Annotated in this window: 10 protein-coding genes and 1 tRNA gene; 4 read left to right on the top strand and 7 right to left on the bottom strand. The window is 63.1% G+C overall.

Annotated elements, in window-relative coordinates:
* Nucleotides 1-180: 180 nt before the first annotated feature.
* Nucleotides 181-2,418 (top strand): bifunctional diguanylate cyclase/phosphodiesterase, encoded by a 2,238-nt coding sequence (locus TQ38_RS04415; RefSeq protein ID WP_082057558.1) that lies wholly within the window; start codon nucleotides 181-183, stop codon nucleotides 2,416-2,418.
* Nucleotides 2,419-2,593: 175 nt separating this feature from the next.
* Here the strand turns inward: TQ38_RS04415 and TQ38_RS04410 are convergent, their stop codons facing one another.
* Nucleotides 2,594-3,925, bottom strand: a complete 1,332-nt coding sequence (locus TQ38_RS04410; RefSeq protein WP_043971999.1) for an integrase arm-type DNA-binding domain-containing protein — start codon at nucleotides 3,923-3,925, stop codon at nucleotides 2,594-2,596.
* Between the two features lie 182 nt (nucleotides 3,926-4,107).
* Nucleotides 4,108-4,197: transfer RNA gene (locus TQ38_RS04405), tRNA-Ser, on the bottom strand.
* A gap of 168 nt (nucleotides 4,198-4,365) precedes the next feature.
* On the opposite strand from TQ38_RS04405, the gene hspQ reads away from it, so the two are divergent.
* Nucleotides 4,366-4,746, top strand: a complete 381-nt coding sequence (gene hspQ, locus TQ38_RS04400) for a heat shock protein HspQ (RefSeq protein WP_043972001.1) — start codon at nucleotides 4,366-4,368, stop codon at nucleotides 4,744-4,746.
* Between the two features lie 43 nt (nucleotides 4,747-4,789).
* On the opposite strand, the gene TQ38_RS04395 is transcribed toward hspQ, so the two are convergent.
* On the bottom strand, nucleotides 4,790-6,988 hold the full coding sequence (locus tag TQ38_RS04395) for a bifunctional diguanylate cyclase/phosphodiesterase (RefSeq protein WP_052505589.1): 2,199 nt from the start codon (nucleotides 6,986-6,988) through the stop codon (nucleotides 4,790-4,792).
* Between the two features lie 126 nt (nucleotides 6,989-7,114).
* Entirely contained in the window at nucleotides 7,115-8,020 is a 906-nt protein-coding gene (locus tag TQ38_RS04390; RefSeq protein WP_043972004.1) for an ABC transporter permease, read from the bottom strand.
* A gap of 109 nt (nucleotides 8,021-8,129) precedes the next feature.
* Here TQ38_RS04390 and TQ38_RS04385 point away from each other — a divergent pair, with 109 nt between their 5' ends.
* Together TQ38_RS04385 and TQ38_RS04380 are read left to right on the top strand one after the other, a co-directional pair.
* Nucleotides 8,130-8,849 carry a GcrA family cell cycle regulator gene (locus TQ38_RS04385; protein WP_043972006.1) on the top strand — a complete coding sequence of 240 codons (720 nt, stop codon included), beginning with the start codon at nucleotides 8,130-8,132 and terminating at the stop codon, nucleotides 8,847-8,849.
* A gap of 4 nt (nucleotides 8,850-8,853) precedes the next feature.
* The gene (locus TQ38_RS04380) at nucleotides 8,854-9,525 is read left to right on the top strand and encodes a peptidylprolyl isomerase (RefSeq protein WP_043973307.1); all 672 of its coding nucleotides are present in this window, start codon (nucleotides 8,854-8,856) and stop codon (nucleotides 9,523-9,525) included.
* 73 nt (nucleotides 9,526-9,598) lie between these two features.
* On the opposite strand, the gene TQ38_RS04375 is transcribed toward TQ38_RS04380, so the two are convergent.
* The 3 genes from TQ38_RS04375 to rpsO form a co-directional block, all read right to left on the bottom strand.
* Entirely contained in the window at nucleotides 9,599-10,609 is a 1,011-nt protein-coding gene (locus tag TQ38_RS04375) for a hypothetical protein (protein ID WP_162792203.1), read from the bottom strand.
* Between the two features lie 148 nt (nucleotides 10,610-10,757).
* Nucleotides 10,758-13,085, bottom strand: a complete 2,328-nt coding sequence (pnp, locus tag TQ38_RS04370; RefSeq protein ID WP_043972010.1) for a polyribonucleotide nucleotidyltransferase — start codon at nucleotides 13,083-13,085, stop codon at nucleotides 10,758-10,760.
* 202 nt (nucleotides 13,086-13,287) lie between these two features.
* Nucleotides 13,288-13,557 carry a 30S ribosomal protein S15 gene (rpsO, locus tag TQ38_RS04365; RefSeq protein ID WP_043972013.1) on the bottom strand — a complete coding sequence of 90 codons (270 nt, stop codon included), beginning with the start codon at nucleotides 13,555-13,557 and terminating at the stop codon, nucleotides 13,288-13,290.
* Between the last annotated feature and the right edge of the window lie 4 nt (nucleotides 13,558-13,561).

Here is a 13,561-nt window from a genome sequence, read left to right as displayed (position 1 = left end):
GGAAGGAGAGGCGGGGCCGGCACCGTCAAGCCTTGCAACTTGGCGCGAACGGGTTAGCTGGCTCTCTCCAAGCGAAGGAATTTGGACTAGAGACGAACTCCACCTGGGACTATTTTTTTACGCGGGCAGTTAGGAGTGAAATTTTACCGCCCCTTAACGCGTTTCAGCCAGTTTAGGTCGATGGCAACATTGTACGCCGCGCTTGGGAAAGCATACCGCGTTGCGCTGCGCATATCGCGAGCCGGCAGTTCGTCTAACACTGCGCTGTTGACTGTGTTGATATTTCTCTCGGTGCTGACTTCAGCGCTCATCGTAAGCTTTCTCGTCTCTCATGCTGATGACCACGCCGATAAACTGGCAGCGATCTCGATATCTGGGGCCATCGACCGCGAACGCTCGCGTATCAGCAACGAAGCCTACATTAACGCGCATTGGGACGATGCGTTCACCCATGCTTACGGCTCTATGCAGGATCCATGGATAGCATCGCAGTGGGGGACCCCCATCGGCCTGGGTTACGTGATTGATGCACACGGGCACACATTGTTTGCGCATCTTCCAGAAGGGCGCGAACCGCCTCTTGCTGAATTGATCGGATCGCGCACGCTGAAAGCTTTGCTTGCCAGAGTTCCTGTCAACGAAGCCGCCGTCAGACGGCGGGGCGACGCCGGCGTTCTTCTTGGAAAGGCGGGGGGAACGCCGGCCTTGATTGCCTTCTCCCCGATCGTGCGGGAACGAGGCCCCGCAACGCTCGACATGTCGTCCTACCGCATTTTCGTCGACATACGTTTGCTCGACCATAAATTGCTGGAAGAGTGGGCGAAGGGCTTCGGCTTGCGAGATCTGCGATGGCTCCCTGACGGCAAGCCCTCACGCGACGAAGCCTCGACCGATGTGCACGACTGGTCGGGAGCTTACATTGGCACGATCGCTTGGAAGCGCCTCGCTCCGGGTTCGTTGGCAGTTCGCGAAGCGCTGCCGATCATCTGCTTGTGCATCGCCTTGTTCCTCGCCATCGCGGCGATGATCGCGCGCCGGGTTCGACATCTCAACGTGCAACTGGCGGAGCACTCCTACACCGCCGCGGAAGCGGGCCGGCAGGAGCGCGAGGCGCGCTTGTTAGCCGACAGCGACGAGCTTACAGGACTCTACAACCGGCGGCGATTCTACGCCGATCTGGAGACTGCGGCCACGCCAGAGAACCTCAACGCGATAACCGTGGGATTGGTGGACCTAGATCGCTTCAAGGCAGTCAATGATACCTTTGGCCACCTGGTCGGAGACCGCTTGCTGTTGGAAGTCGCTCAACTATTTCGCGACACAGCAGATACCGCTGCCACGCTCTATCGCATCGGCGGTGATGAGTTCGCCATCATCCTGTGGCTGGATGCGGAAGCAGCATTTCAGCTCGCCGAGAAGATGTGCGCAGTAGTGGCGACGCCGATGCTGATTTGCGACCGCCAGGTGAGCGTCGGGGCGTCCATAGGGCTGGGAGCGTTTGTTGATGCCGAGCTGAGCCCGCTTGCACTGGCGAAGCGAGCGGACCATGCGCTCTACCACGCAAAGCGTGAGAGAACTGGCCGCCCTGTGCTATTCAGCCCGGAGCTTGAACGGCGTGTAACTGATGACCACATTATCGAAGCCGAACTGCAATCCAGCGGATTTGAAAGCGAATTGAGGTTTGACGTACAGCCAATCGTCTCGATGAGGACCGGCGCGATAGTGGGCGGCGAACTCCTGGCGCGCTGGACAAGCGCGCGACTGGGGGTCGTCGAGCCTCAGCGTTTTGTCGAAATAGCGGAACGCAGCACTTCGATTCATGTCCTCACGCGAAACGCGATGCGCCGCGCCCTGGAACTGCTCGAAGTTCTGCCGGCGGGCCGAACCCTTTCCGTAAACGTGTCTGCTTGCGATCTGCACTGCGCTGACACGGTCAATGCGATCCTCGACATGGTCAGCCGCTCGCCGGTCGATCCCGGCCGTCTCTGTATCGAAGTGACCGAGACCGCAGTAATGCGGAACCTTGACGCAGCAATCAATGCGCTCCGCCGGTTTCGCGCCTTGGGCATGGAGGTTGCGCTCGACGACTTCGGGACCGGGTATTCTAGCCTGAGCAATCTCCATCGCCTGCCGCTCGACAAGGTCAAGATCGATCGCAGCTTTGCCCATGACCTTGATAACGCCTACAGCGTATCGATCATCCACGCGGTCGTCGGCCTTTGCAATTCGCTTGGACTAGTCTGCATCGTAGAGGGGGTCGAGACTACTTCACAGGCGACCAACCTGCAGAATATCGGCTGCGACCTCATGCAGGGGTATCTATTCAGTTATCCGCTTAACCCTGCAGTCTTCGTAACGTTTGCGGCATTCTGGGCGCCACAAATCACTGAGCTTCCTTCGCTGGAGCATGGCAGATGAACCTATCCGCGGTCCCGAGGCCGGCCGACCGCTCTTGGGAAAAGCTGGCGTTCGTTCCATCGCTGCTGAAGCGTATATGTTGGTCGCAAACGGCCGGTTAGCCGAAGGAAGGGTCGATAGGAATCCTTGCCTTCCCTCGGCTCAGCCAGCAACGTTTTAGGCGCCGGAGAATAAACTACGTCCGCGCTGGGAAGCGAAAATCTGCCTCGACGATCGGCAGCATGCGCCGACGCGAGTGCAACCCTATTTCCTTTGCGGGCCCGGCGAGCAGCGAGGCCGGATCGGGCAAGCCATCGGTCAGCATTTCGGCCCACACGTCGGCCAATTCCCGGCGGCGAGGAAGGTAGGCTGCCCGGTTGTAAGCGCTCTCGACCCTTTCCTTGGGAACATGGGCAAGCATCAAATCGATGACCTTGCGATCATGGCTCTTTCCTTCCCGCTCCGCCCACTCGTTCATGATCGTCGAGAAGGCTGCGCGAAAACCGTGCGGGACATGGCGACCGTGATAGCCTGCCCGGTTGAGGAGATAGCCGATTGCGTTCTCGCTCATGGGCTTGTGGGCATGGCGGGTGCTGGGGAACACGAACTTGCCCCCGCCGGTGAGCGGCCACAGCGCCCTGAGCACGCCCACCGCCTGGGGCGTGAGGGGAACGAGGTGATCGCCGTCGATCTCGTCCTTGCGATCGAGATCGCCTTTCATCCGAGCCGCGGGGATGCGCCACAGCGGTTCGCGACCATCGAGATCCTCCATCTCGGCCCAGAGCGCCCCGCGAAGCTCGCTCGGCCGCACTGCGGTGAGTGCAAGCAGGCGCAGGGCCAGGCGGGTGATGGGGCGAGCATAGTCGCCTTCGGCGGCGACGATCATCGTGCGCAGGGGCTCGATCTGGGTGATCGCCGGTTGGCGGCCCTTTCGCAGCGGCTTGAGAACAGCGCCGAGCTTTTCGGCTGGATCGTTCTGCGCGATGCCCTGGGCGATCGCATAGATGCAAACGGCGGATATGCGTTGGCGTACACGCCTGGCGGTCTCGATCGCGCCGCGCTGCTCGATCGCTCGAAGAACGCCAAGCACATGAGGCGGTGTCAGGCTCGCTATCGGGAACTCGCCGATCAAGGGGAAAACGTCGCGCTCGAGGCTGCGGAAAATATCGCTGGCGTGGACAGCCGCCCACTGGGCCTTCGCATTTGCGTGCCATTCCCGGGCGACCCGCTCGAATGTCTGGCGCTCCGCCTCGAGGTTGGCCTCGACCCGCAGTTTCTTCGCGATGGTGGGATCTCGCCCCTCGCACAGCGTGGTGTAGGCTTCATCGCGTTTTGCCCGCGCGTCGGAAAGCGTGACCAGCGGATAGGCGCCGAATGCCATCCCCTTTTGCTTGCCATCGAACGTGTAGCCCCACCGCCAGAGTTTTCCTCCGCTGGGCGTGACGAGCAGGAACAGTCGATTGGTATCTGTGAGCTTGTAGGGTTTTGGGCGCGGCCTTGCCGCGCGGACCTTCGCTTCAGTGAGCATCTGCGATCTCCAAAAAGTACCACGTTTTTGGACGCCGCGTACCACGTTTGCGTGCTTCCAGAGCGCTGGAAGGGCATGGACGGGTGCGGACGGCCGGAGCCGAACTGGCCTGCTAAACGTCGGTAATCAGGGAGAAAAAGTCCATCCAGGTGGTCCTTTGTGGACCGTTCTGGAAGGGCTCTTGGCGGAGAGGGTGGGATTCGAACCCACGGTACGGTTTCCCGTACACTGCATTTCGAGTGCAGCGCATTCGACCACTCTGCCACCTCTCCGCTAGAGATCGTGCTACAGTGGGGAAGCCCCACCGGGTCAAGCGAAGTGCGCCGCTAGCCCACTTGATCGACCTTGCCAAGCCCCGAATTGCACTTTTTCGGGAATGACTTGTCCATCTCCCGTTTCACCCGCTTGTTTCACCCCGCCGCAAAACCTATATCGGGTGCATGAACAAGGCGTCCTTCTATTCCCCTCAGGCTGGACGCATGATCGATGCTCCCCGGCAGACCCGGGCGCGATTCGCAATCGGCGACGTGGTTCGCCACAAGTTGCACGACTTTCGCGGCGTCGTTTTCGATATCGATCCGGTCTTCGCCAACAGCGACGAATGGTACGAGTCGATCCCGCTTGAGGTGAGGCCGATCCGCGACCAGCCCTTCTACCACCTTCTCGCCGAAAACGAGGAATCCAGCTACGTTGCGTATGTCAGCCAGCAGAACCTGACGGAAGACGCCGAAGGCGGGCCGGTGGACCACCCCTCCCTATCGCAGATGTTCGAGGATTACAGCGACGGGCATTACCCGCTGCGGCACGGTCTGGCGCACTGATACGGCGCCTTCCAGCTGTTTACGGCAGCTGGAACGTCCGATCCTATAGCGGCGGGGCGGCTTGTATGCCGATGCTTCGGCTTGCGGGCCTGGGCCCCCGCAGCAGGCTGGAGACCTCCCCGGCGGGCAGCGGACGCGAGAGCAGATAGCCCTGCACTTCGTGACAGCCGACCCTTTTCAAGAACGCGTACTGCTCCTGCTCCTCGACGCCCTCGGCGGTAAGGCGCAGGCCGTTGGCGCGGGCAAGGCTTACGATCGCCTCCACCAGCGCCGCACCGGGCACGGTGGCGACAGCATTGACGAAGGAGCGGTCGATCTTGATGCGGTCCACCGCAAAGTCGCGGATGTGACTGAGCGAGGAATAGCCTGTACCGAAGTCGTCTAGGGCGCAGGCGACGCCAAGGCGGCGCAGTTCGGACAACGAGCGAGCGACGTCACCCGAGGCGGCCATCAGCGCCGTCTCGGTCATTTCCAGCTCCAGCCGTTCGGGCGATACGCCGCTTTCGGCCAGCACCTGGCTTACGGTTTCGACGAACTTGCGGCTGCGTAGCTGGATCGGCGAGACGTTGACCGCAACGCGAAGCCCCGGCCATGCCCGCGCATCGCGGATCGCCTGGCGCAGCACCCATTCGCCCACCACTTCGATCAAACCCGATTCTTCTGCAGAGCGGATGAAGTCGGCTGGACCGACAAGGCCCTGCTCGGGATGTTGCCAGCGCAGCAGTGCCTCCACCCCGACCATCCGCCCATCGTCCATCGCATAGATCGGCTGGTAGTGAACCCGCAACTGCTGGTCGCAGTCGGCAAGGGCTAGGCGCAGTTCCCGGTAACTCTCCTCGCGTGAGCGTACATCCACGTCCATGACCGGGGTGAAGAACAGGAAGCGGCTGCGCCCCTCGTTCTTCGCCTTGTACAAAGCGATGTCGGCTTTGCGGATAAGCTCGGTGCGGTCGACCCCGTGTTCAGGGGCCAAGGCCACGCCGACACTGGCGCCAATGAAGGCCTGAGAACCGGACAAGTCGAAGGGACGTTCCAACGCGGCAACCACGCGCGCGCAGATACGCTCGACCGCAAGCCGGTCCTCGGGTTCGCTGATAAGGATCGCGAATTCATCACCGCCCAGCCGGGCGACAAGGTCGTAGCCGCGCACTTCCGCGATAAGACGCCGGGCGACCTGCCGGATCAGCGCATCGCCGGCGGGATGACCCAGCGTGTCGTTGACCTGCTTGAAGCGGTCGAGATCGATATAGAGCAGCGCCAGCAGCGACTTGTGCCGGCGCGCACGCGACAGCGCCTCATCAAGGCGCTGCTCGAACATGGCGCGGTTGCCCAGACCGGTGAGTTCGTCGTGCATGGCCCGGTGCTGGGCATGGAGGCGGCTCTCCTCAAGGTCGATGGTCCGCCGCGCAAGCCGGCTGGCAAGGACGTAGATCACCCCCGTCGACAGCAGCAGCACAAGCAGCAGCATCGGCCCCAGCGCCGCTGTGACCTGGCTACCCGGCGCGAAGGGCTTCCACACCAGATAACCGATCGTGCCGCCCTGCCGGTTATGCAGCGCTGCCGACCGGGTGCGGGTATCGCTGTCCGGTGCGATCGCATAGTGCGCATCGTTCAGCCCGTATTGCCTGCCGACCCGGGTGAAGACGCTGTCGTCGAGGTATACGACGCCGATGTGCACCGCTTCGGTGCCCGGCACCTGCGGCAATTGCCCGCTATCGCTGACGATCGGCTTGAGACTGATGATCGAGGGCCGGCCGCCCACGACTGCAAAATCCCCCTGCCCGGGCGAAAGCATGGCGGAGCGGGCATTGTTGCGCTTCTGGATGGTGCGCGTAGCGCGCAATCTGGCGACCAGCGGACCAGCCACCTCCTCGATCGCGATATAGCTTTCCGGCCTCGTTCGCTTGCCGTCGCGCATCGCATAGATTGGGCGATCCCGCGAATCGAGGATATAGACCTCATCGATACCGGCGTAGCCCTGGAACCAGATGCCGAGGTTCAGGTCCATCCACCCCATGTCGAGCGGGACCTTGCGCACCTGGCGCACCGCCTCGTCCCAGACGGTGGATGATTCCTGGGCATGGGCCACCCGCTCCACCCCTTGCGACAGCACCAGTGATACCACTGCACGGTCGCGGTCACGAGCGATGCGGTCCACCTCGCGGCCAGACCAGTAGAGCAGGCCAAGGATCGATACAGCGATGCAAAGCGCGGCCAAGACGATCGGCGCAGTGAAGCGCACGACAGTTTTACTACGGTTTTCGCTTGAGACCTTGCTTAACGGCACATCTCGTTGCCTGCACCAGAGCGAATAAATTTCCGTTAACGAACGGTGTACAGACGCGTTTTTTCACTTGGGCCCGGCTATTTATCCCTTTAACTTCCAACCTGACCGCAGGACGAGAAATACCACGCCGGCAAGCGCCGCGTCCAGCACGCCGAGGCCAAGCGCGCTGTGCAGCACGGCCATGTTGGTATCGCCGATGTCGCTCTGCCCAAGGAAGCCGAAGCGGAAGCCTGAAATTACATAGAAGAACGGGTTGGCGCGGCTGATCGCCTGGAACGCGGGGGCCAGGTTGTCGATCACGTAGAACGTGCCCGACAGCAGCGAGAGCGGGGCGATGACGAAGTTGGTCACGGCGGCGTTGTGATCGAACTTCTCCGCCCAGATCGACGAGAGAAAGCCCAGCAGCGCAAGGAATACCGATCCGCACAGGCCGAACCACAGGACCGCCCAGGGGTGCGCCATGGACAGATCGACGCCCGGCCACAGCAGCATCGCGCCGGTCAGCGCCAGCCCCACCAGCACGGCGCGGGTGACGGCGGCACCCACGATCGCCAGCATCAGTTCGCCCTCGGTAAGCGGCGGCATCAGGAAGTCGATGATCGTGCCCTGGATCTTGCCGGCCAGGAACGAGAAGCTGGAATTGGCGAAGGCGTTTTGCATCATTCCCATGACGATCAGGCCCGGCGCCACGAAGGTCGCGAAATTCACGCCCAGCACTTCGCGCCCGCCCCTGCCCAGTGCGACCGTGAAGATCACCAGAAACAGCATCGTGGTGATCGCCGGCGCCCAGATCGTCTGGGTCTGGACCTTGAAGAAGCGGCGAACCTCCTTCATATAGAGAGTCTTGAGCCCCACCCAGTTCACTTGGTGGATCACCGGCTCTCCCTTTGCCGGAAACCGGCCAGGAAGCGATAGAGCCGGATTGCCATGGGGTTCCAGAATCCCGGGGCTGTCCGGCAGCTCAGTCGAATGGGGTTGATCGGCCATGCACCGGCGACTATCGGCTGAACGCTTCCGAGGCAAGCGGCGCCTAGGTATCTGGACCGATTCCCGGGAGCAATCCTGAAGAACGGTCCTCTTGAATGATGGAACTGGAATGAGCTGGACGGAAGAGCGGATCGAGAAGCTGACCAAGATGTGGGAAGGCGGCGCAACCGCCAGCCAGATCGCGGAAGAACTTGGTGGTGTCAGCCGCAACGCGGTGATCGGCAAGGCGCATCGCCTCGACCTGAAGGCGCGCCCTTCTCCCGTGAAGGCGAACGACAAGCCTGCCGCCCCCCGCCCGGCCGCACCCAAGAAGGTCAAGCCCGTGGAAGCCGCGCCGACGCCGCCGCGCCCGGCCGAGCCAGAAGCAGAAGCGCCCGCCGCACCCGCTTTTCAGCGGGCCGCACCGCCTGCCCCTCCCGAGGCGCCCGCACCGCGCGCCGCTGAGCCGGCCGCCGCTCCTGCCAGCGATACGCCCGCGCCGGTTTCGGACCGTCCGCGCGTCGTCTCGGTCGGCCCCGGCGGCTTCCTGCGCCAGGGCCCCGGCGATCAGCAGCAGCCGATCCCGCCCGCGCCGCCGCGCCGCCTGATCCCGGCCAAGCCCAGCGCCGAGATCGCCGGCAAGACCAGCCTGCTCGACCTCAACGACCGCGTCTGCCGCTGGCCGATGGGCCACCCGGGCGAGCCGGACTTCCACTTCTGCGGCGACAAGGTAAACCCCGGTTTCCCGTACTGCGTCGATCACTGCGGCCGCGCCTATCAGGCGCAGCTTCCGCGCGGTGCCCGCCGCGCGCCCCCGCCGCTGCCCTTCGGCGGCCCGCGGGTCCGCTGATCCGATGATGGGCAGGCGGGTTTCGAAGCTGGCGCCGCTGATCGCGGCGCTGGCGCTTTCGGTTTCGCCCGCCATGGCGCAGGAGGCTCCCGCAGCCCCTGCCGCCGCGCCCGCGCCGGTTCCGGCCGAATACGTCTATGTCGCGCTGACGATGCCCCAAGGCGTCGTCACGCTGGCGCTGGACAAGACCCATGCCCCGCTGACCACGGCTAATTACCTGAAATACGTCGATTCGAAGAAGATGGACGGCGCCGTTTTCTACCGCGCCATGCATTTCGACTACGACCACGAACAGGGCCTGCTGCAAGGCGGGGTGCGCAACCCCGCTAACCTGCTGCCCCCGGTCGCCCACGAACCGACCAGCAAGACCGGCATCAAGCACGTCGCGGGCACCGTCTCGATGGCCCGCTTCGCCCCGGGCAGCGCCACCGCCGACTTCCTGATCCTGCTCACCGACATGACCTCGCTCAACGCCGACGAAGGCAACCAGGGCAAGGACCCCGGCGCCGGCTTCGCCGCGTTCGGTCATGTCGTATCGGGCATGGACGTCGTCAGGAAGATCTGGAACGCCCAGCTCTCGCCCACCAAGGGCCAGGGCGTGATGAAGGGCCAGATCCTCGAAAACGAGGTGAAGATCATCACCGCGCGCCGCACCAAGGCACCGCCGGCACCCTGAGCGCTGAGCCTGCCGGAACCGCGCTCACCTTTGAAACACGGACTATGCGGGCTAGCGGATAGCCATCACAGGCTCATTTCCCGACCGGGATCGCAGGCGGCGAGCCGCTGACCTCCCCGACCCAGAAATATCCATCGTAGTCGCTGCTGACGCCTTGCTTCGCATCCGGAGCGAGTGAGACATGCGGACCGCCCCGGAAATCCGGGTCCGGCAAAACCTGATGATCGGCGCAATCTATGGCATCATCGCGGATGGGCTTGCCAGCTTCCGGCTTATAGCCAGCCTTCAGCCCGCAATTCCACGCGGCGCCGCCCGCAGATTTCATTCGCAGCGAAATGACGGCTCCGGCATCGACCAAGCGCATTGCCATGGGCTCGAACATGACCCCTACGGCTTCGACGGCGCGTTTCCGTGCATGAAGTCCCCCGACGAGTATCAGAGCCATGTCGTATTTCGATGCATGGAACGCGGTCACTATGTTTTCAGCCTGAGCCGCTTCGTGAGGGCCTTGCCCCGGTAACTTTGCAAACCGGCGGCGTTGCTCGTCATCTTTTTCGCCATTGAACGCGGCGATACCGATTTCGGCGCCGGCTGCCTTTAAAGCATGAAGATCCACCAAAAGCTGGAACATCGCCTTGCTGGCAACGCCATCACGTCGGCCGCTCCAGCCTGCCGCGCCCAGCGCATCTGCAAACTGAGAATGCGGCAGCGCCCAAGCCGCCTGAAACCGCGAATCCACGCCCGCATCAAATTCCACGCCGATCAAGAGCTTCTTACCGCTCGCAGCAAGAGAACACGCCACGCGCCCGACGAACGCCGGGGACTGACGAGTGCCGTGAATTTCACCGAAAATCACGAAGTCCGGATTGCGCTGGTCTATTGAGGCCCAACCCTCGGGCAATGTGCAATCCGGCATGACAGGGCGAGCAAAGTCAGCCCGGTTGTGCGCAGGTTCGACAGGACCGGCGGCAGGGGGCCCAACGCTTGCCGCACTGAGATGCATGCTTCCCAACAATAGCCCCAGGCCGATCCCTGCCATCGTCGGCATGTCGCTATCTCCAGACGATCCATCGCGATCGCCCATATCCTTGCCTACCGCGCAAGTTGGCGCAACTGCAAGCCGATGTCGGCGGCAGGATGATCTGGGCTGGCCGCCCGGCGCTCCTCACAAACGAAAAGGGGCCGCGCTTTCGCGCAGCCCCTTTCCTGTTTCCTTGCGGAACCGGACCCTATCAGTCTTCCTTGAGGAAGGCCGGCAGGTGATCCGGGTTGCCGCCTTCGCTGCCGCCGCGCGGGCCGCGATCGCCGCCACCGCGGGGACCACGATCGCCGCCGCGACCGCCGCCTTCACGGCGCGGACCACGACGGTCACCGCCGCGCCCACCGTCGCGATCGCCGCCGCCGCTGCGCGGACCGCGATCGCCGCCTTCGCGGGGTTCACGGGCAGGACGGGTGTCTTCCAGCTCGGCGCCGGTTTCCTGGTCGACGACGCGCATCGACAGGCGAACCTTGCCGCGCGGGTCGATCTCGAGGACCTTGACGTAAACCGCCTGGCCTTCCTTCACGACGTCGGTCGGCTTTTCAACGCGCTCGTTCTTCATTTCGGAAACGTGGACGAGACCGTCCTTGCCGCCCATGAAGTTCACGAAAGCGCCGAAGTCGACGATGTTGACGACCTTGCCCTGGTAGACCTTGCCGACTTCCGCTTCTTCCACGATGCCGAGGATCCACTTCTTGGCGGCCTCGATCTGTGCGGTGTCGGAGGACGAGATCTTGATGATCCCCTCGTCGTCGATGTCGACCTTGGCGCCGGTCTCGGCGACGATCTCGCGGATGACCTTGCCGCCGGTGCCGATGACGTCACGGATCTTCGACTTGTCGATCTGGATCGTCTCGATGCGCGGGGCGTGCGCCGACAGTTCGGTACGCGAAGAACCGAGTGCCTTGGTCATCTCACCCAGGATGTGCGCGCGGCCGGCCTTGGCCTGCTCAAGCGCCTTGCCCATGATCTCGCGCGTGATGCCCGCGATCTTGATGTCCATCTGCATCGTGGTGATGCCGACTTCGGTGCCAGCGACCTTGAAGTCCATGTCGCCGAGGTGATCTTCGTCACCCAGGATGTCGGAAAGAACCGCGAAGTCCTTGCCTTCCAGGATCAGGCCCATGGCGATGCCCGAAACCGGGCGAACCAGCGGCACGCCGGCGTCCATCATCGAGAGCGAACCGCCGCAGACGGTGGCCATCGAGGACGAACCGTTCGACTCGGTGATGTCCGAGAGAACGCGGATCGTGTAGGGGAAGTCTTCCTTGGCGGGCAGCACCGGGTGCAGCGCGCGCCATGCCAGCTTGCCGTGGCCGACTTCGCGGCGGCCCGGGGCGCCGAAGCGGCCGACTTCACCGACCGAGTAGGGCGGGAAGTTGTAGTGCAGCATGAACGACGAGTACGACAGGCCTTCCAGGCCGTCGATCATCTGCTCCGATTCCTTGGTGCCAAGGGTGGTGGTGCAGATCGACTGCGTTTCGCCGCGCGTGAACAGCGCCGAACCGTGGGTGCGCGGCAGGAAGCCGACGATCGCTTCGATCGGGCGAACCTGGTCGAGCTTGCGGCCGTCAATGCGCTTGCCGTCCTTGAGGATGGCGCCGCGAACGATTTCCGCTTCCAGCTTCTTGATGGTCTTGATGGCGACCATCTGCGTCTGCGGGGTCTCGCCCGAGAACGCTTCCTTCGCCTTGGCGCGCGCGGCGTTCAGGGCGTTGGAGCGGGCCGACTTGTCGGTCAGCTTGTAGGCTGCGGTGATGTCCTTGCCGACGGCCTTCTTGAGCTTCGCCTTGATGTCGGCGGTGTTGTCCGTCAGGTCGACGTCCCAAGGTTCCTTGGCGGCCTTTTCGGCCAGGTCGATGATGAGGTTCACGACCTTCTTGATTTCGTCATGCGCGAACACGACGGCGCCCAGCATGACCTCTTCGGTCAGTTCCTTGGCTTCCGATTCCACCATCATCACGGCGTCGCCGGTGGCGGCTACGACCAGATCGAGTTCACCGTCCTTGAGGGCGGCGTCCTGCTTGGGGTTCAGCGTGTATGCGCCGTCGACATAGCCGACGCGCGCAGCGCCGATCGGGCCCATGAAGGGAACGCCCGAAATCGTCAGGGCAGCCGAGGCGGCGATCATCGCAAGGACGTCGGCTTCGGTGTCGCCGTCATAGCTCAGAACCTGGGCGATGACGTTGATTTCGTTGTAGAAACCTTCGGGGAACAGCGGGCGGATCGGACGGTCGATCAGGCGGCTGGTCAGCGTTTCCTTTTCGGTCGCGCCGCGCTCACGCTTGAAGAAGCCGCCGGGGATGCGGCCGGCCGAGGAGAACTTTTCCTGGTAGTGAACGGTCAGCGGGAAGAAGTCCTGGCCTTCCTTCACCGACTTGGCGGCGGTAACCGCGCAAAGCACCACGGTTTCGCCGTAGGTGGCGAGGACTGCGCCGTTCGCCTGGCGGGCGATGCGGCCGGTTTCCAGGGTGAGGGTCTTACCGCCCCACTCCATGCTTACGGTCTGTACGTCGAACATTTTCGAATTCCTTGACCCACCGGCCCTATTGCGCGGAGGGGCTTACTGCCGGGGTACCGTCCCGGTCCGGTGCGGGGCTTTTTCGTCGCCCCTGGGTTTCCTCGCCGAATTGCGAAGGACACCCGAATTTTCAACGTCGCCCGGATACACGTCCTGGACGACAAATACAAAACGGCCCGCCGAAGCGGGCCGTCACTCGATCTTACTTACGCAGACCCAGCTTCTGGATGAGCGAGTTGTAACGCGCTACATCCTTCTTCTTGAGATAATCCAGCAGCGAGCGGCGCTTGTTGACCATGGCCAGCAGACCGCGACGCGAGTGGTTATCCTTGTGGTGAGCCTTGAAGTGCTCGGTCAGGTTCTTGATGCGCTCCGTGAGGATCGCAACCTGGACTTCCGGGCTGCCCGTGTCGCCAGTGGCGCGGGCGTTGTCGGTGATGATGTCCAGCTTCTTTTCAGCAGTAACCGTCATTTCA

Origin of the sequence: Novosphingobium sp. P6W (assembly GCF_000876675.2) — a bacterium.
Taxonomy (GTDB): Bacteria; Pseudomonadota; Alphaproteobacteria; order Sphingomonadales; family Sphingomonadaceae; genus Novosphingobium.
The sequence above is the reverse complement of the archived record's forward strand: the minus strand, read 5'-3'. Positions and strand labels throughout refer to the sequence as shown.